Annotated in this window: 15 protein-coding genes and 2 tRNA genes; 8 read left to right on the forward strand and 9 right to left on the reverse strand. The window is 52.8% G+C overall.

The window, feature by feature from the left end; all coding sequences use genetic code 11:
- The first annotated feature begins 65 nt into the window (after positions 1-65).
- Both pyrF and FE848_RS14350 read left to right on the forward strand, forming a co-directional pair.
- Entirely contained in the window at positions 66-776 is a 711-nt protein-coding gene (gene pyrF / locus FE848_RS14345; protein ID WP_200204370.1) for an orotidine-5'-phosphate decarboxylase, read from the forward strand.
- 300 nt (positions 777-1,076) lie between these two features.
- The gene (locus FE848_RS14350) at positions 1,077-2,267 is read left to right on the forward strand and encodes a hypothetical protein (RefSeq protein WP_200204373.1); all 1,191 of its coding nucleotides are present in this window, start codon (positions 1,077-1,079) and stop codon (positions 2,265-2,267) included.
- A gap of 105 nt (positions 2,268-2,372) precedes the next feature.
- Here FE848_RS14350 and FE848_RS14355 read toward each other — a convergent pair.
- Positions 2,373-2,448 (reverse strand) — tRNA-Asn (locus FE848_RS14355).
- 69 nt (positions 2,449-2,517) lie between these two features.
- A complete protein-coding gene (locus FE848_RS14360; protein WP_200204375.1) occupies positions 2,518-3,702 on the reverse strand; it encodes a pyridoxal phosphate-dependent aminotransferase in 1,185 nt (394 codons plus the stop codon).
- A 213-nt stretch (positions 3,703-3,915) separates the two neighbouring features.
- On the opposite strand from FE848_RS14360, the gene uvrB reads away from it, so the two are divergent.
- Positions 3,916-5,976 carry an excinuclease ABC subunit UvrB gene (gene uvrB / locus FE848_RS14365; RefSeq protein ID WP_200204550.1) on the forward strand — a complete coding sequence of 687 codons (2,061 nt, stop codon included), beginning with the start codon at positions 3,916-3,918 and terminating at the stop codon, positions 5,974-5,976.
- Between the two features lie 18 nt (positions 5,977-5,994).
- On the opposite strand, the gene FE848_RS14370 is transcribed toward uvrB, so the two are convergent.
- On the reverse strand, positions 5,995-7,119 hold the full coding sequence (locus FE848_RS14370; RefSeq protein ID WP_200204554.1) for a GNAT family N-acetyltransferase/peptidase C39 family protein: 1,125 nt from the start codon (positions 7,117-7,119) through the stop codon (positions 5,995-5,997).
- A 203-nt stretch (positions 7,120-7,322) separates the two neighbouring features.
- Between FE848_RS14370 and FE848_RS14375 the strand changes: the two genes are divergently transcribed.
- Positions 7,323-8,822: a RimK family protein gene (locus tag FE848_RS14375; RefSeq protein ID WP_200204378.1), complete on the forward strand. Its 1,500-nt coding sequence runs from the start codon at positions 7,323-7,325 to the stop codon at positions 8,820-8,822.
- Between the two features lie 34 nt (positions 8,823-8,856).
- Here FE848_RS14375 and FE848_RS14380 read toward each other — a convergent pair whose 3' ends face one another.
- Positions 8,857-10,020 (reverse strand): cation diffusion facilitator family transporter, encoded by a 1,164-nt coding sequence (locus tag FE848_RS14380; protein WP_200204381.1) that lies wholly within the window; start codon positions 10,018-10,020, stop codon positions 8,857-8,859.
- Between the two features lie 355 nt (positions 10,021-10,375).
- On the opposite strand from FE848_RS14380, the gene FE848_RS14385 reads away from it, so the two are divergent.
- Positions 10,376-11,395, forward strand: a complete 1,020-nt coding sequence (locus tag FE848_RS14385) for a quinone-dependent dihydroorotate dehydrogenase (RefSeq protein WP_200204383.1) — start codon at positions 10,376-10,378, stop codon at positions 11,393-11,395.
- A gap of 188 nt (positions 11,396-11,583) precedes the next feature.
- Here FE848_RS14385 and rmf read toward each other — a convergent pair whose 3' ends face one another.
- A complete protein-coding gene (gene rmf / locus FE848_RS14390; protein WP_200204386.1) occupies positions 11,584-11,796 on the reverse strand; it encodes a ribosome modulation factor in 213 nt (70 codons plus the stop codon).
- 318 nt (positions 11,797-12,114) lie between these two features.
- Between rmf and rlmKL the strand changes: the two genes are divergently transcribed.
- A complete protein-coding gene (rlmKL, locus tag FE848_RS14395; protein ID WP_200204396.1) occupies positions 12,115-14,289 on the forward strand; it encodes a bifunctional 23S rRNA (guanine(2069)-N(7))-methyltransferase RlmK/23S rRNA (guanine(2445)-N(2))-methyltransferase RlmL in 2,175 nt (724 codons plus the stop codon).
- Between the two features lie 28 nt (positions 14,290-14,317).
- Here rlmKL and FE848_RS14400 read toward each other — a convergent pair whose 3' ends face one another.
- Both FE848_RS14400 and FE848_RS14405 read right to left on the reverse strand, forming a co-directional pair.
- Positions 14,318-14,926 (reverse strand): outer membrane beta-barrel protein, encoded by a 609-nt coding sequence (locus tag FE848_RS14400; protein ID WP_200204399.1) that lies wholly within the window; start codon positions 14,924-14,926, stop codon positions 14,318-14,320.
- A gap of 82 nt (positions 14,927-15,008) precedes the next feature.
- A complete protein-coding gene (locus FE848_RS14405; protein ID WP_200204402.1) occupies positions 15,009-15,494 on the reverse strand; it encodes a hypothetical protein in 486 nt (161 codons plus the stop codon).
- Between the two features lie 136 nt (positions 15,495-15,630).
- Between FE848_RS14405 and FE848_RS14410 the strand changes: the two genes are divergently transcribed.
- Positions 15,631-16,920, forward strand: a complete 1,290-nt coding sequence (locus tag FE848_RS14410) for a M18 family aminopeptidase (RefSeq protein WP_200204406.1) — start codon at positions 15,631-15,633, stop codon at positions 16,918-16,920.
- Between the two features lie 69 nt (positions 16,921-16,989).
- Here FE848_RS14410 and FE848_RS14415 read toward each other — a convergent pair.
- Positions 16,990-17,065, reverse strand: a tRNA-Asn gene (locus tag FE848_RS14415).
- Positions 17,066-17,138: 73 nt separating this feature from the next.
- Between FE848_RS14415 and FE848_RS14420 the strand changes: the two genes are divergently transcribed.
- Complete coding sequence (locus FE848_RS14420; protein ID WP_227715364.1) at positions 17,139-18,104, forward strand: YheT family hydrolase; 966 nt, start codon at positions 17,139-17,141, stop codon at positions 18,102-18,104.
- Between the two features lie 6 nt (positions 18,105-18,110).
- On the opposite strand, the gene FE848_RS14425 is transcribed toward FE848_RS14420, so the two are convergent.
- Positions 18,111-18,740 carry an arylesterase gene (locus FE848_RS14425; RefSeq protein WP_200204410.1) on the reverse strand — a complete coding sequence of 210 codons (630 nt, stop codon included), beginning with the start codon at positions 18,738-18,740 and terminating at the stop codon, positions 18,111-18,113.
- Positions 18,741-18,759: the final 19 nt, after the last annotated feature.

The raw sequence follows: 18,759 nt of genomic DNA on the forward strand, positions 1-18,759 counted from the left end.
TTCCCTGTTTTCAGTTTTTAACATCTACCTTCATTCTTTATCAAAACCCCGCAGGACATACCAACGTGCAAACTTCGAACGACCCCAATATCATCGTTGCTCTGGACTTCCCCTCTGCAAACCCGGCGCTGGAGCTGGCAGATAGGCTGGATCCGGCAAAGTGCCGGTTAAAGGTTGGCAAAGAACTTTTTACGCGCTCCGGCCCTCAGCTGGTTGAAAGCTTGCAGAAGCGCGGTTTTGATGTGTTTCTGGATCTGAAATTCCACGATATCCCTAACACGGCCTCGTCAGCTGTCGCTGCTGCTGCAGATCTTGGCGTGTGGATGGTAAATGTGCATGCGTCTGGTGGTGAGAAAATGATGTTGGCTTGCCGCGAACGTCTGGAGTCGTTTGGTAAGGATAAGCCGCTGCTGATCGCTGTAACGGTTCTTACCAGTATGGGCGCTGATGATCTTGCCGGTATCGGGATAAGCAGTTCTCCCGAAATCCAGGTTTCCCGCCTGGCAACCCTGACCCGTAACTGTGGTCTTGATGGTGTTGTCTGTTCTGCGCAGGAAGCAAGCAAGTTGAAAGCAGAGCAGGGTATCGACTTCAAGTTGATTACCCCGGGTATTCGGCCCTTAACCGCCGATAAGGGCGATCAGCAGCGCATCATGACTCCCCGGGATGCCCTGGCGGCTGGTTCTGATTATCTCGTTATAGGCCGGCCAATTACGCAGGCTGCCGAGCCATTTGCTGCACTAGAGGCGATTTACGCAGATGTGGCCGGAATCTGACCCGTCTAACCTGTTGTAACTCTGGTGGTTATTCGATCTGAGTAAAAGTCATTCATTTTAGGCCAATCATATTGGGTCAGCACTGGTCAACCCCTTAACCCCGATATTAGTCGGGGTTTTTTTTTGATTTATGACAAGTGTCACACTTCCTGCTTGGATCTGCTGATAGAGTCAATTGTAAGAATTAACAAAAAGCAAAAACTAACGGCGCCGAAGTGAATTAGTTCGGCGCAGCGCGAGCACCACTCACCCTTTGATGAGCCGTCAAAAATAACAAAGCGGCCGCAGTGGGATTCCAAAATGACCAGATTTTTTTCAATGGCTGTTCTGTCAGTGTTTCCCATGGTTGCCCATTCAGAGTTAAGTCCAATTTCTGACGAGGCGCTTTCAGAAGTCACGGGGCAGGCATTCGTATCCGTTGATCGGCAGTACCATCCGGATGCAAACGACTCCACCGCCTATACGCGCGTGAACCTTGGAATGGATATAGAGGTCCAGACCAACGTTGATGTGCTTGAGTTGGGGCGTTATGAGCGAGCTGGTGAAAAGCCGGGGTCTTCGGATGTCTATATTGAGGACTTTGCGCTTGGGTATATCAACAATCAAGCGTATTACAGTGCAAACCCTGCTATGCCCAGGCAACGAAAGGCTGATGGAAGCGCCTATGCGCAGGGTGAAATTGTTCCTTTTACTATCAGTGACCCGTTTTTCGAGCTCGCCCAGGATGAGGTTACCCGCGAAATTTTGGGTTTTAGAATTGGTTTTGGTGATGCGATGGGTGTGCTTTCAGGATCGATTAAGAGCCTGACGGGTAACGTGAACATTGAGATTCTGGATCGCGGTGAGGGGCTCAAAAATGCGGAATCCGATGGCAGTTTCGGTGACTCCCTTATCGTTGCGCTCGCCCCTTACCTGACAAGTGGTGACCCTCTGTACGCGAAAGCCCAGCTTGTTCATGGTGAAGGTCCGGATATTGGTTCGCTGGACCCGCTGCGAGCTGAGTATGCAGGTATTCCGGATGGGGAAAAGATTGTTATCAAGGATGTGGCAGGTATCACTCGCGGACTTCTGAGGCTTGTAGGTGGTACGGCGAGCTCCACTATTGATTTTGTGAACCCGGGCTGCGGCTTGTTCTGTGGAAAAGGCGATGTTGAGGTTACTGTTCAGGATTGTAAGGCGCTAGGTATCGGCGTCTGTTTCAGGCTTGATAGCTACAACAGCTTTCCTATAGGTGAGATTAGTGAGGTGGGTGGAGAACCCCGTTTAACGGGGCCGGTGGATGGTGTATTCATGTCTTTCCAGACAAAGGATCTGGAGTGGCTTAAAGATGTGAAGAAGGGAAACATTACTCCCCAGGATTTTATTCGCACAACCCAGGGTGCGTTCTTCAATATTCCTAACGGTGCAACAGTTGTAAATCTGGAACAGGCGCTGCACGGCATTCCCCGTTTGCGTACTGAGCATATTGATCGCGGTTTGGGGTTATTCTAGGTAGCGGGCTTTGCTGTGCGGCAGGGCAGCTTGGCTCGGAACGAAGCGCCAAGCGATAATAAGAAAAAACCCGCTAACTCATAGAATTAGCGGGTTTTCAAATAGTGGCTCCCCGAGCTGGGCTCGAACCAGCGACAAACGGATTAACAGTCCGTTGCTCTACCAACTGAGCTATCGGGGAACGTCGTCATGTGACGAGGCGCGTATATTAAGATTACGCCACGGCCTCGTCAACCCCTTACCGAAGTTTTTAGCCCAAAGCCTTCTGCAACCGCTCAATGGCCTTTTCCAGATTATCCATGCTCGTCGCAAAACTCAGGCGCATGTGGCCAGGGCAACCAAATGCAGAGCCCGGAACCAGCGCAACACCCGCTTCGCTCAGCAGCTTCTCTGCGAACTCCACATCGTTGCTGACACCTTCGGTGGCATCAATTGCTGCCTGGAAGCTTGGGAACACGTAGAAGGTGCCGTCGCCTTTCAGGCATTCAACACCCGGCAACTTGTTCAAAGCAGCTACCAGCCAGTCATGACGCTTTTCGAACGCCTTGACCATCTCACCCACGCATTCTTGCGGGCCATCCAGAGCGGCCTGTGCTGCGGCCTGGGAAATGGAGCAAGGGTTTGAGGTGCTTTGAGACTGAATTTTCTTCATTGCCCCAATGATTTTAGCGGGGCCTGCAGCATAACCGATACGCCAGCCCGTCATGGAATAAGCCTTGGATACACCGTTGAGAACAAAGGTGCGATCGTAAAGCTCGGGGCAAGCATTGAGAATGTTGCAAAATGGCTGACCCGTCCAGAGGATAGGCTCGTACATATCATCAGTAGCGATCATGATGTTCGGGTGCTTTTTCAGCACCTCGGCAATGGCCTTCAGCTCTTCCATGGTGTAAGCCATGCCACTGGGGTTGGAAGGGCTGTTGATCACGAATAAGCGTGTACGCTCGGTGATGGCACCTTCCAGTTGTTCCGCAGTGATCTTGAATCGGGTGTCTGCTCCGGTTTCGATGATAACCGGCTTGCCTTCAGCAACCAGAACCATATCCGGGTAGGATACCCAGTAAGGCGCGGGAATAATGGCCTCGTCGCCAGCATTCAGAGTCGCCAGGGCAAGGTTGAAAAAGCTCTGTTTGCCACCACTTGATACGAGTATCTGGTTGGCTTCGTATTCCAGGCCGTTGTCCCGTTTGAATTTCGCAATGATTGCTTTCTTTAAGGCTGGCGTACCATCAACAGCTGTGTACTTTGTCTGGCCACTTTTGATGGCCTCAATGGCTGCCTGCTTGATGTGCTCCGGGGTATCGAAATCCGGCTCGCCTGCACCAAGGCCGATGATATCCTGGCCCGCTGCGCGCAATTCGGCAGCTTTGTTGGTGACCGCGAGGGTGGGGGATGGCTTGATTGCCTGTACTCGGCTGGAAAGTTGAAGGTCCAAACTTGCGCTCCTTAAAGCTGCATCTGATAGGTCCGTGACCGGCGGGGTGTCTGAATCCTTGCCTTATGGCGGCTGATTTTCGCCCAGCCGTCGATCGCGTTGATGGTACCATGAAGCTGGCGTAACAATAAATTTCTCTCTTGGGCCAAGTCTTGCAACCGTAAGATATGGCTGGGATTCGTAGTTTGTATGAGTGGAGGTTGTGTGCCGATTATGGGCAGTAATGATTCCAGCAATTCAGGTAAAGAAGGCGTCTTCATTGTTGACTCGCCATTTGAGCCCGCAGGCGACCAGCCAAAGGCTATAGAAGGCCTGATTGACGGCATTCATTCGGGATTGGCAAGCCAGACATTGTTGGGCGTTACCGGCTCGGGCAAGACGTTTACCGTAGCCAAGGTGATTGAATCGGTACAACGTCCGACCATTGTCATGGCTCATAACAAAACCCTGGCTGCGCAGCTCTACGGCGAATTTCGCGAATTTTTCCCCGATAACGCCGTGGAATATTTCGTGTCTTACTACGATTATTACCAGCCAGAGGCCTACGTTCCGTCATCTGATACATTTATTGAGAAAGATGCCTCTATTAACGAGCACATCGAGCAGATGCGGTTGTCCGCCACAAAAGCACTGCTTGAGCGTCCGGATGCGATTATCGTGGCAACGGTATCTGCAATCTATGGTTTGGGTGATCCCAAGTCCTACCTGAAAATGATGTTGCATCTGGATAGGGGCGACAAGATAGACCAGCGGCATATTCTGCGCCGGCTGGCTGAGTTGCAGTACACCCGCAACGACATCGAATTCCATCGGGCCAATTACCGGGTGCGGGGTGATGTTATCGATGTGTTTCCGGCGGAATCGGAAAAGGAAGCTGTGCGCATCGAGTTGTTTGATGAAGAGGTGGAAAACCTCAGTTATTTCGACCCGCTTACCGGCGAAGTGCTCCGACGGGTTCCCAGGGTTACGATTTATCCCAAGTCGCACTATGTCACACCGCGGCAGACGATTCTGGATGCCGCGGAGCGAATCAAGGTGGAGCTGGACGAGCGCCTGCAGCAGCTCCGGGACAACAACCGCCTTGTGGAAGCCCAGCGGCTTGAAGAGCGAACCCGCTACGATATGGAGATGATGAACGAGCTGGGCTATTGCAACGGCATCGAGAACTACTCTCGCTACCTTTCAGGCAGGGAGCCCGGCGAAGCCCCTCCAACACTGTTTGATTACCTGCCGCCGAATGCGCTGCTGGTTGTTGATGAATCCCACGTGACCATTCCGCAAATCGGTGCCATGTACAAAGGCGACCGCTCCCGGAAAGAAACCCTGGTGGAGTATGGGTTCCGCTTGCCGTCTGCGTTAGATAACCGGCCCATGCGGTTTGACGAATGGGAGCGCATCGCGCCCCAGATGATCTTTGTGTCAGCCACACCCGGCAATTATGAAGCCGAACATGCGGGGCAGGTGGTAGAGCAGGTTGTGAGGCCTACTGGCTTGTTGGATCCGGTGATAGAAGTTCGCCCGGCATCAACACAAGTGGACGACCTGCTTTCTGAAATACACTCCCGGGTAAAGGTAGACGAGCGGGTTCTGGTCACCACGCTGACCAAACGTATGGCAGAAGATCTGACGGACTTCCTGATGGAGCACGATATTCGTGTGCGTTATCTGCACTCGGACATAGACACGGTGGAGCGCGTAGAAATTATTCGTGACCTGCGCCGGGGTGAGTTTGATGTGCTAGTGGGCATCAACCTTCTGCGTGAAGGGCTGGATATGCCGGAAGTATCGCTGGTGACCATTCTGGATGCCGATAAAGAAGGCTTTCTGCGCTCTGAGCGAGCATTGATCCAGACCATCGGCCGGGCCGCCAGAAACCTCAATGGTAAAGCCATTTTGTACGGCGACCGCATTACCGGTTCCATGCAGCGTGCTATTGATGAAACGGATCGCCGGCGTGCCAAACAGCAAGAGCATAACGAGGCCCACGGCATCACACCTCAGGGTCTTAACAAGAAGGTTGCGGACATCATGGAGGGTGCCGGCGGCGGAGGTCGTGGCCGGCGTAAATCCAGCCGGCCCGGTGATATGGCGGCTGAAGAGGCTGAACAGTATCGAACCCGTGTTGGCAGCCGTTCGCCACAGGATTTGCTCAAGGAGGTGACACGCCTTGAGGACGAGATGTACAAAGCTGCTGCCGAACTCGATTTTGAGGCTGCCGCCCGCTTGCGGGATGAAATATCCGGCCTTAAAGAGGCAGCTCTGAGAACCGGTTAAACCGGTTCTCAGATAATATCAGCGCTTGGGGCCAACAATAACGGCGGCCCGAAGTGGCTGAACGCTGCCGTAGCGTGAAATTTGGCTGAATACCCGTTTATCCACCGGTAAATACTGTTTGTCTGCCACGGTTTCGCCGTCGTCTGCGTCTATTTCCGGATCGTGTAAATACACAAACTGGTCATCTATGGCGCATACCGTAACCCAGTGGGGCACGCGGCTGCGGTTCAGTTGCCAGGTACTGATCAATATGACTGGTATCTGGCCATTTAGCAGGGCCTGTTCCATGGCTTCCAGCGTCAGCGGATCGTGGTGTAACTGTATATCAGTTTGGCCAATATCGTGCAGGAAGCCTTCATGTACCAATTCCAGAACCCGCTTTTTGTCATCGTTGCGAACGGTGTCCCGGAATAGCGGGCCTTCCGTACTGATCCAGATACTGGCTTCAAAGCCGCGTTTCCATGCCGACAGCGCAAGACCATGGGGGCCGCAGCCGCCATGGCCGGCCAGCATGAAGATTGTGGTGGCCTCACGCCAGATTCTGAGTTCTTCCAGGGTGGTGAGTGATTGCTCCTCATCTAGCGCTGCCATGGCCATAATCAATGCGGCCGGGCCACAGGAAAAGTCAGTGGTTTGCGGATAATAGGGTACGGGCAGGAATTCCTGCGTGGGCTCATAAAACAGGATGCGGCGTTCAAAGCGCAGGGCCGTGCCCTGATCTTCGTAATAGTCCCGATAGGTACCAAACTGCCGATAGCCAAGGCGCTTGTACAGGGCAATGGCGCCGCTGTTGTCTTCCCGAACTTCCAGACGCATGAGAATGCGGCCTGCTTCTGCTGCCTCTCGTTCTGCTGCCTTTACAAGCTTTTCACCAACACCACGGCCGCGCGCTGCTGGCAGCACTGCAATAGAATAGATGCGGGCCATTCGGGTAGCTGCGCTCATCAGCACCAGGCAATAGCCCAGAAGCTCGCTCACGCCCTCATTTTTTGTTTCTGCAACAATCAATCTGTCCCGGGGCATGTCCAGAAAACGCCGAAAGCTTCGGCGGGATAACCTGTCTTCCGTAAAACAGCGATGCTCAAGCTGCAAAAGTGCATTCAGGTCATCACTTGTGGCTTGCCGGAGTTGCAAATCGGACATGTATAAAGCGGCCTTGAGAATATAGGCATGGGGCATGCTGGTAGGCTTCCCGTATGCAGCTATTATGATTGAGAGTAACGAATTGGAAAATACGCTTATTATGAGTAAAAGCACTCATTATCCGTGGATTGTTCCAGCGCCACTGGCGGCGTATTGTTGCGACTTGTTTTCCAGGCAATTATCTCCGGGGAGGAGCGCCTTTAATGTCTCGTTTGCTTATCGTTGTAGACCGCACCAAGGACTGGGCTCCATATTACCCCAGTGAGGATGTACTGACGTTTGATCAGTACCTGCAGTTTTCTGCGCCGGCGAATAGCCGCGTGCGTGTAATAAACCTGTGCCAAAGCGCAAAATACCTGAGCCGTGGTTACTACTGTTCTCTGCTGGCTGAAGCCCGTGGACACCATGTGGTTCCGTCAGTGATGACGTTGAACGATCTGAGCCGAAAGGGGTTGTTCTCTCTTGAGTTGGAAGAACTTGATGCCAGTGTCGTCAATTGGCTGGAAGCTGCTGGCTCAGCCATTGACCCGGCCAGCGACGAACGTAACGCTACCCATGAGGTCCGGATTCGCACCTACTTCGGGCAAACCGAACATCCGGATCTCAAGCCGGTGGCGCGGGCCTTGTTTGAGCGGTTTCCTTGTCCAATCCTTGAGATTGTGTTCCGGCGCAGGAAAACATGGCAGATAGAATCCATGAAGCCCGCCGCCCCTGCAGATCTTAATGAGGCTGATCAGGATGTTTTTGCCACTGCATTCGATCGCTTCAGCAGCATGGTTTGGCGAAAGCCCAGAACCCGCCGCCGCTATCGCTTTGACCTGGCGATTCTGGTGAATCCGGACGAAGAAATGCCGCCCAGTGATGCGGTGGCGCTGAAACGCTTTGAAAAAGCCGGGCGCAAGCTGGGTATTAATGTGGAGCTGATTACGCGTCGGGATTATATGCGCTTGCCTGAGTACGATGGCCTGTTCATCCGTGAAACCACTGCCATAGATCACCACACCTATCGCTTTGCCCGTAAGGCAGAAGCGGAAGGCTTGGTAGTGATTGACGATCCCGCATCGATCCTGAAATGTACCAACAAAGTTTTTCTGGCTGATTTGCTGAAGAACAATAAAATACCTACACCGAAAACTCTGATTCTCTCAAAAGATCAGAAAGATGCAGTGGAGCAGGTGGTTAAGGAGTTGGGCTTTCCGGCCGTTATCAAAATACCGGATGGCGCGTTCTCCAGGGGGGTGACCAAGGCCGAAGATGAGGCATCCCTAAGGGCAGGGTTGAAAGACTTGTTCCGTCAGTCAGCGTTGGTGTTGGCGCAAGAGTACCTGTACACAGATTACGACTGGCGTATCGGCGTACTGGGCGGGCGGGCTATCTATGCATGTAAATACATGATGGTGAAAGGTCACTGGCAGATCTATCAACATGGCGAATCAGCAAGTGAGAGCGGCGGGTTTGAAACCATGCCCACCTATGAAGTGCCGAGAAATGTTATTCAGGCGGCGTTGAACTCCACCCGACTGATCGGTAACGGGCTCTACGGTGTGGATATCAAACAGTCTGGAAACCGGGTTGCCGTTATTGAAGTTAACGATAACCCGAGTATTGATGCGGGTGTTGAAGACCTGTTTCTCGGCGGCGAACTTTACACGCTGATCATGCAGGAATTCCTTTCCCGAATGGAAGAGAATCGCCGCCGTTAATGGCCTTTAAAGTGAAGGATGCCGGGTGGCCCGTTTACAGGCCGGCCACCCAGATTCTTACACTGCCAAACCAGGGATAAGCTTCCAGATGCTGCCGGACGTTTTCAGGTGTGAAGACCGCCTCCGGGTCCTGCTCATCCAGAAAAATCTCCATATGCAGCTTGTTTCTCAGGTAATGAAGTCTTAGCCGACTACGCTGTGGGATTTCCCCAAGGTGTTCCGCAATGATGCTTGCCACTTCTGCACGGGAGGGCAGTTGTTCTGTGGTTGCAAACTCATGATCTTCGTCGTTCTCGGCATCAATATGAAAGTTGATGTCGAGAATGTTATCCAGAGCGTTGCGCATTCCGGCGACCACTTGCATGCCTATCTGATGGCCTTCGGACACGCTGATTTCAGGGCGCACCACCAAGTGAATATCCAGAAGAATATCCTGCCCCATGCGTCGACTGCGAAGTTCATGTACGTTCAGAACGCCGTCAGTCTCCCGCGCTATGGTTTTCAGCATTTCGGTATCGTCGGGCGATAATCCTGTGTCTACAAGCTCCTGAACGCTGTCCCAGGTAAACTTCCAGCCAATGTGAATAATGATTACCGCAATTGCCACGGCCGCGAGCATATCTAGCCATACAAATCCAAGCATGGCACCGGCGGTTGAAGCCAGAACCACCAGGGAAGAAAGGGCGTCGGTGCGGCTGTGCCAGGCATTGGCGATAATCAAATCCGAGCGGATGGCCAGGCCGACATGCTTGGTGTAGCGGAAAATCCACTCCTTTCCCACTACAGAAATAGCTGCGGCGACCAGCACCGGCCATTCGGGAATGTGGTCAACATCGCCTTCAATCAGCCTGAGGGTGTTTTCCCAGGCAAGGGCTGCACCCACTGCAATCAGGATGCTGCCGAGTACCAGGGTGCCAAAGGTCTCTATGCGCTGATGGCCGTAAGGGTGACAGTCATCGGGTTCCTGGCGGGAGACTTTCATTACGCCCAGCACAACAACGTCGGATGCTACATCCGTAAACGAGTGAATGCCGTCAACCAGAAGAGCTTGGGAATGAAAAAGGGTACCGCCGATGACCTTGATGATTCCAAGGAAGGCATCAAGGATCATTCCTATAATCGTAACCCGGGAAGCTGCTTTCACTTCAACCGCCAGGTTGTCGCGGTTGCGTTGGGCTGGTGAAACGGGCTGTTGCATTGAAAAAAACTCCGAAAATTTCTGCATTCCTGCTTGATTTATACACATCATAGCAGTAGTGCCTTTGAATGACAGTTTGTTCAGAATCTTTTCTATTTTAAGTGAAAATTAAATAACATGTTGAAAATAAAAGAAAAATAAACTGGTTAAAAAATGATCAATCTGTAGATGGGCGCAGGTTGCAAGGGGTAGGCAAGGATGCTCCGCAATTTTCAACAGGGTTATCCACAGATTCCGTGGAAAAGCTCCCAAGAGCCTAAGTATACAGATGTTTAGCACTGTTGTTTTATGTTACCGGGCCGCTGTGGAAAACTTCCGGTATACTCGCGAGCACGTTTTATTGAGGAGCTTTCAGATGTACGGCGTTATCCGCAACCTGCTTTTCCGGTTACCACCCGAACAGGCTCATGCTGTTGCATTAAATGGCCTGGATCTGGCGCATCGCCTGCACCTGCTGGGTGCTTTTGCACCGAAAACAGAGGCGCTGCCAGTCAATGTGATGGGGCTTGATTTCCCCAACCCGGTGGGGCTTGCAGCAGGGCTGGACAAAAACGCAGATCATCTGGACTCTCTGGGCGCCCTGGGGTTTGGCTTTATTGAAGTTGGAACTGTTACGCCACTGGCACAACCGGGTAACCCGAAACCCCGTATGTTCCGCCTGCCAGAGCACCAGGCCATTATTAACCGCATGGGTTTCAATAACGAAGGTCTGGCCCACATGCTGGAGCGAATAGACAGGCGCAGCTATCGGGGCATTCTCGGGATTAATGTTGGTAAAAACAAAGATACGCCAAATGACGAATCCGAGTCGGATTATCGGAAGGGCATAGCAGCAGTTTATAACCGGGCAGACTACATCACGGTAAACGTATCATCACCGAACACGCCGGGTTTACGGGATCTTCAATTTGGTGATTCACTGAAAGGTCTGCTTCATGCTATTAAGGATGAGCAGCTAAAGTGTCAGAGCCAGCTCGGCCGTTACGTGCCAATTGCCGTTAAAATTGCTCCGGACATGGATGATGCAGGCATAAGGTTTGTGGCCTCCGCTCTGAAAGAAGCCGGGCTGGACGGTGTTATTGCTACAAATACCACCATAAGTCGCGACGCAGTGGCAGGTCATGTCTATGGGGCCGAAGCCGGTGGTCTTAGTGGTGCTCCGGTCAGAGAGGCATCTTTAAGAGTTATCAAGGGGCTGTATGCAGAGCTTGGTGATGACTTACCCATTATTGGTGTGGGTGGTATTACAGATGGTGAGAGTGCAGCTGAAAAGATCCGTGCGGGCGCTAAACTGGTTCAGTTATACACCGGCTTTATCTACCGGGGGCCTGATCTGATCGGAGAGGCTGTTGAGGCGATTCGAAAGCTCAAATAGATAGGCGGGTGTAGAAACGACAGGCGGAAAACAAGGAAGGGCCCGCAATGCGGGCCCTCACGGGGAGTTAACCCCGTTGCGCTCATCAGCGCATGAGACGGGGCGGGAGGCCCCGTATTGGTTGTGCTGAATACTGCGTCAAATTGTGTGACAAAAGATCAGATTAAGAAGTCGGGGTTTAGCAAATATCACGCGGTGGTGACGTTTGCCATTTTGTGGATACCAGAGACGCCAGTCATGCCATCCCATTGATCTGTGCGGCCTTCTCGCCACCCATTCAACCATTCCTGGCGGACTTCTGCCTGGTCGAGCGGACAGCTGTCTTTGGACTTTCCGGACACGCCAGCGAGGTAACCCCGCTTGAATGCACGAGCGTACATATCTCTTTTCTGTCTTTTCATGCCGTTCCTCACTAATGGATTAACAGAACAAGCGTGTACACTTCTGCAGTGGCTTTGGCATGTGGAATCCACTCCGGGATAACCCACTATTGCCAGCTCCAGCCAGAGCAGTCAGGATCCTGTTAACGAAAGGGAGTTACCCTTTCCGAACGACGCGTCACCTACAAGGTAAGCCGAAGTTCGAGCATAAGTACACTATCGTTTTGATCTAACGGTTCGCTTTTTTTGATCTAAATTGAATAAGCGATTATCTGAAACCTATGAACGCTGCAATTCCCGTGACTTAGCGAGAGTTGCCTAAAGAACCTGGAGTTGAACTTGTCCAAATCTGTATTTTTTGTAAGTTGCCCAAAGGGTGTTGAGTACCTTCTGGCGGACGAGCTCGGCACATTAGGTCTCGGGCTGGTGAGAAACGCACCCGCTGGCGCATGGGTAGAGGGTACGCTTGAGGCCGGATACCGGGCCTGCCTGTGGTCGCGTTTGGCGAACCGGGTGATTCTCCATATTGATGAGGTAGCAGCTACCAGCGCTGACGAACTTTACGATGGCGTTGTCCACCTTGACTGGCAGCAGCACATCCCTGTGGATGGCAGCTTTCGAGTCAACTTCATTGGCGAAAACGAGGAAATCCGTAATACCCAGTTTGGTGCTCAGCGTGTCAAAGACGGAATCGTAGACAGATTTACTATGGGCGGCGGGAAACGCCCTGGCGTTGAAGCAAAAACACCGGATGTAGCCGTGTCTGCCCGGTTGCATCGAGGTAAATTGGCATTGGGTATAGACATCAGCGGCCACAGCCTGCACCAGCGCGGCTACCGGACAGAGCAAGGCCTCGCGCCCCTCAAGGAAAACCTTGCTGCTGCTTTGCTGTTGCGTGCGGGCTGGCCTGAAATCGCTGCTGCAGGTGGCGATTTTGTTGATCCAATGTGTGGTTCCGGCACCTTGGTTATTGAAGCCGCCATGATGGCGCTGGATATTGCCCCTGGTCGCCGCCAGGAGCGTTTTGGTTTTGAAAAGTGGTTGGGTCACGAACCCGAAACCTGGCTTTCCCTTCGCCAGGAAGCTGAAAGGCGAACCTATGAAGGAAAGCAGGGCAGAATACCGAAATTTTCAGGCTTTGATCAGGATGGCAGGGTCATCACGACCGCACGCAATAATGCTCAACGGGCAGGCCTTGATGGGTTACTTGAGTTTCAGGTGCAGCCGATTGAAGAGCTCTCGCTGGGTGAAGATCGGGCAGAAACCGGCCTCTTACTTGTAAACCCTCCTTATGGTGAGCGCTTGAGCGACAGGCAGGCACTGGCCGGTTTATACGAGTCATTAGGTGATGCAGTTAAAGCGGCCGCATCAGGATGGCGTCTGGGCGTGTTTACGGGTGCTCCGGAGTTCGGCAAGTCCATCGGCCTGCGCAGTTTCAAGCAGTACAAGTTGTTTAACGGCAAACTGCCAGCACAACTGCTTCTGTTCGCCATTGACGAGGCGAGTGTACGCACGCCTCGTGAGCCCGGATTACCGGGTGAAGTTCTGCCACGCATCGCGAATGAAGAGCGTGCAGCCATGCTGAGAAACCGCCTGAAGAAAAATATGAAGACCATTGGGCAGTGGGCTCGTAAGCAAAATATTGGCTGTTACCGCCTGTACGATGCGGATATGCCAGAGTATGCGCTGGCGATCGATATGTATGAGGGCAGGGTGCATGTGCAGGAATACGTTGCACCCAAATCCATTGATGAGCGTTCTGCGCGGGAACGCCTGGCTGAAGCACTGGCAGTGATTCCGGAGGCTCTGGGTATTGAGCGGGATCAAATGGTGTGCAAGCAGCGGCAGCGTCAGGCTGGCGTTAGCCAGTACGAAAAGCAGGATGCCAGCGGCGAGTTCTTTCAGGTGCAGGAACACGGTGTCACCCTCAAGGTGAACCTCAAGGATTATCTTGATACCGGGCTATTCCTCGATCATCGCCCTGTGCGCCATTGGATCCAGCAGAATGCTCAGGGTAAGCGTTTCCTGAACCTGTTCTGTTATACCGGTGCTGCGACTGTTCATGCGGTTGCTGGCGGTGCCAGTCGCTCCCTGAGCCTGGATTTGTCTAATACGTATGTTGGCTGGGCTCAGGACAATCTGAGGTTGAACGCGGCAGACCCAAGGAAGCACAAGGTAGAACAGACTGATTGTCTGGCGTGGTTGGCTGCAAAACCCAGACCCGATCAGGTTTACGATTTGATCTTTATGGACCCGCCAACCTTTTCCAACTCCGCCCGTATGGCGGGTGTATTGGATGTTCAGAAGGATCACGGAAAATTGATCCGGCAGGCCATGGCAAGGTTGAGTTCAGACGGCTTACTGATTTTTTCCAATAACTTCCGACGCTTCAAGCTTGATGAAAATCTGGCCAAAGAATTTGAGGTTGAAGAGGTGAGTGCCAGCACTCTGGATAAGGATTTCCAGAGAAATGCACGGATTCACCGGTGCTGGCATATTCGCCAAAGTGCTTAGTGTTTGCGGCCGGTCACGCTCTTACGCTTTAGAACTCGTATTTGAGGCCGGTAGAGAACTGGAAGATATTGGCATCGGTGCCAGTATCTTTTGACAGCTTTCCGCCTTCAAAAACAAGATAGGTATCGCTGAGTACTTCGACATCCAGGCCTACTACCCAGCCTATGCCAAAACTGCTGTCCGGGAAATCGCCCTCCAGTTCACGGAATTGGGCGTTGCGGGGATCGCCCGGATTGCGAAGCTCTGCGGTTCCTTGAATATACGAGAATCCCGCCTGGCCATAGATATTGGCGTAGCTGGTAACGGGGTAGTGCAGGCCAATATACCAACTGGCAAAGTAATCGATTGAAAGGCTCAGGTCACTGCCTGGCACCTCAGCATCCCGAAAGCCGCTCCCTGCCCGAACCTCTGCGTGAAACAAATCGCTGAGGTGGCCCCCGACTACCAGCGTTCCGCCGCTACCTGTGGCTTCCTCTTTGGATGTCGTGCCAATGGAACGATGATTGAACGCAGTTACCAGAAGGCCAACGTAATGTTTGTCCTCACGGGGCGTTTCCTGCGCCAGGGTAGCCTGGGTGTAGAGCATGCAAGCAGGCACCAGTGAGAGGATCAGGTGCGATCGAACAACATTATTCATTAGTAACGGATTTCCTGACGTGAGCGGTTAGGGGCTGAGTTTGCCTTGTGTAACCGATTGTTACGTCGACCCGTGTCACAGTTTAGTCTTCCTCAAACAGGCCATGTTCCTGAGCCATCAATAACAGGGCGTACACGCCGTTTTCCGGCAGTTGTGGCTCCAGACTTTCTTCAAACAGCAACTGGCGCCGGCGATCTTCCAGAGCGTCGCTGTCCATGCCAGTAATCAGGTCTGTAATCGGTGCGATCTCGAACGGGGCTTCTTGCTCCATCGCGGTAAAAATAAGATCAATCAGGATTTCGTCCGGATCCAGGCCGTCTACGTATACGGTCTGATCGGGTAAGTCTTGGTGCAGTTCATGAACAAGCTCGATTAATGGCACGCCCTGTTCTGCCAGGTAGTCCAGATCGATGTCGCCCAGGTCGCCGTCTTCCGGTAGCCATTCATCCACAGGAGCTATTACCACGGTCTTCATCTGGCCATCTTCCAGCGACCAGGCCATTGCAATTGGAAACAGGGCATCTTCGGTCTGGCAGTACTCGATATCGAGAAATCTTGGTGTCGACATGGCAGGCTCCTTTTAGTGGCTGGCAATCAGTGGGTTCAAGGTTCTAGCGCAGGCGATTAATGTCTGTTGGTCAGGTATGAGGTATCAAGGCTTCATGCCATACTATTGCAATCCATATCATTCTATCAGGGACACCATGGAACAAGCTGAATTCAACAAAGATTTACTGAAATTTCTGAACGCCTCGCCCACGCCTTGGCATGCTGTGGCAACCATGAAATCAAGGCTGGATGCCGCCGGCTTCAAAGAGCTGGATGAAAAAGAAGACTGGTCTCTTGGCAGGAATTGCAGTTATTACGTTATCCGCAACGGGTCTTCTATTGTCGCTTTCCGCACCGGGGCAAACGATGCGGTAACATCGGGTATCCGCATGGTTGGAGCTCATACCGACAGCCCGTGCCTGAAAGTTAAACCCAACCCCGAGCTGCGCCGAAAAGGCTATTATCAGCTGGGTGTAGAGGTTTACGGAGGCGTTCTGATGAATCCCTGGTTTGACCGCGATTTGTCGTTGGCCGGCAGGGTGACGTTTCTCGATGGCCAGGGCAAGGTCGTGGATACGCTGGTAGATTTCCGCAAACCGGTGGCCTTTATTCCCAGTCTCGCAATTCACCTGGATAGAGAAGCCAACACCAAGCGCACGGTGAATGCTCAGACGGATCTTCCGCCGGTACTGATGCAGGTGGCTGAAGACGATGCTACCAGCTTTAACGAGCTGTTGGGGCAGCAGATAGCCAGTGAGTCCGGACTCAAGGTACGCAAGGTTCTTGGCTATGAGTTGGGCTTTTATGATGCCCAGGAAGCAGGTTTTGTGGGCCTCCGTGAGGATTTTATTGCATCCGCCCGGCTGGATAACCTGCTGAGTTGTTACATTGGCTTGCAATCGTTGTTGAGCACCTCGGGTGATGAGGCTGCACTGCTAGTGTGTAACGATCACGAAGAGGTGGGCAGCGTATCCTCCGAAGGTGCTCAAGGGCCATTTTTGACTGCGGTTCTTGATCGCTGGTGTGGCGCCGGCAAGGCAAAGGCCATTGCACACTCCATGATGATTTCAGCCGACAATGCCCATGGTGTTCACCCCAACTTCATCGACAAGCACGACGAAAACCATGGCCCCATTCTGAACCAGGGCCCGGTCATCAAGGTGAACCACAACCAGCGCTACGCAACCAACAGTCGTTCAGCCGCCGTTTACCGGCATATCAGTGATGAGCTGGGTTTGCCGCACCAGAGCTTTGTGGTGCGCAGTGATATGGGCTGTGGCAGCACTATTGGCCCGCTGACGGCTGCAAACCTGGGCGTAACCACGCTGGATATTGGCGTGCCGCAGTTTGGCATGCACTCGATTCGTGAGCTGATTGGTACTGAGGATGGCTTTACGCTATTTCGGGTATTGACCGAGTTCATGCAGCGCAAGCAGGTTTTCTAAGGCTCTTTTTGCCAGCCCAAAACGAAAAATGCCGCTGCTTCATACGAAGCAGCGGCATTTCGGAATAAGTGGCTCCCCGAGCTGGGCTCGAACCAGCGACAAACGGATTAACAGTCCGTTGCTCTACCAACTGAGCTATCGGGGAACAGCATCAAGTCGGGCGGCATAGTAGTCGCTTTGAATTACCGGGTCAACCCCCTGATATAAAAGGTCAAAATTTGTACCGCAGTATGGCTCACCAATACCGCCCTCCAGCCTGGCTTCGCAGTGGCCATGTTCAATCCGTGTGGCCGGCGTTGTTTCGCAAGGTACACCTGCAGGATCCGGTAGCGGAAGTGCTCGCAACGGATGACAAAGATGAGTTGCATCTGGACTGGTACCGACAGGGCAGCGGGCGCTTGGCTGTCATTTCACATGGCCTGGAAGGGCACAGCCGAAGGCCATATGTGAGAGGGCTGGCCAGGGCGCTTTTGGCCGAAGGCTGGGATGTTTTAGCCTGGAACTTCCGCTCCTGTGGCGGCGTGATGAATCATCAGCCAAGGTTTTATCACAGTGGTGCCACCGAAGACCTGCGACGGGTTGTCGATCATGGTCTGGCACAAGGTTATCAAACAGTGTTTCTTTCCGGTTTCAGTATGGGAGGTAACCTTACGCTGTTGTATCTGGGTGATCAGAGTGAGCGCGTTGACAGCAGAATCTGTGGCGCAGTGGCGTACTCAGTTCCCTGTGATTTGGCGGGCAGTGCAGACAAACTGGCATTGCCCAGTCGGAAGATCTATATGCAGCGGTTTTTGAAGGATCTTCGCGTAAAAATGGCTGAAAAAGCGCAAAAGTTCCCCGATCTTATTGATGTGTCCGGTTTTGAATCAATCCGGAGTTTTCATGACTTTGATGAGCGCTATACCGCACCACTGCACGGATTCAAGAGCGCTGAGGATTATTGGGAGCAGTGCTCTGCATTGGGCAAGCTGAGGCATATCCGGGTGCCGGCGCTGATGATTAATGCCGCTGACGATCCGTTTTTATCACCCGCGTGTTTCCCGGAGTCGCCATCCGTACTTGGTGCCCACGTGAGCATGGACGCACCCAAGTGGGGCGGTCATGTGGGGTTCGTGGAGCATGGACATGGCGGCTTCTATTGGTCTGAGCGCCGGGCACTGGCATTTTTGCAAGGTGTGGTGTGAGCTGCGTTACTGAAGCAAAGGTTTGAGCACCGGCCATACGTTGTCAAGGAGTATGGGTTGGGCTTCGGCGGTGGGGTGAATGCCATCGCGCTGCATCAGGTTCTTTTGATCGTAGATATTGTCGAGAAAAAAGGGAACCAGAGCGGTGTTGTAGCTGTCTGACAGCGCTGGAAAGATGTCAGCAAACATTTGTGTGTAGCGCTGGCCGTAGTTGGGAGGTATTTGTATTCCTATCAGAATGGCGCGGGCGCCAGCGTTCTGAACATGCCCAACCATGGTTGCGAGGTTGGATTTGATTACATTGGGTGGAAAACCCCGCAGGCCATCGTTACCACCCAGCTCGATAATCACCACGGAGGGGCTATTCTTTTCCAGCAGCTCAGGCAGGCGGCGAACACCGCCATCGGTTGTTTCGCCGCTGATGCTGGCATTTATTACGCGCCAGTTGCCAAGGCCGTTGTTTTGTAAGCGCTCACGCAAGAGTTGTACCCAGGCGGTTTCTGTTGGCACGCCGTAGGCAGCGCTGAGGCTGTCACCCACAATCAGAAGCGTTTGCTGGCTGGCCATCACAGGCACGGCAATGAATGCCAGCAGAATGAATACGATCGATCTTGAATACAGCAGCACTTTATACATAAACAATCCGTATACCTTG

Origin of the sequence: Marinobacter sp. 1-3A (genome assembly GCF_016597775.1) — a bacterium.
Lineage (GTDB): Bacteria > Pseudomonadota > Gammaproteobacteria > Pseudomonadales > Oleiphilaceae > Marinobacter > Marinobacter xiaoshiensis.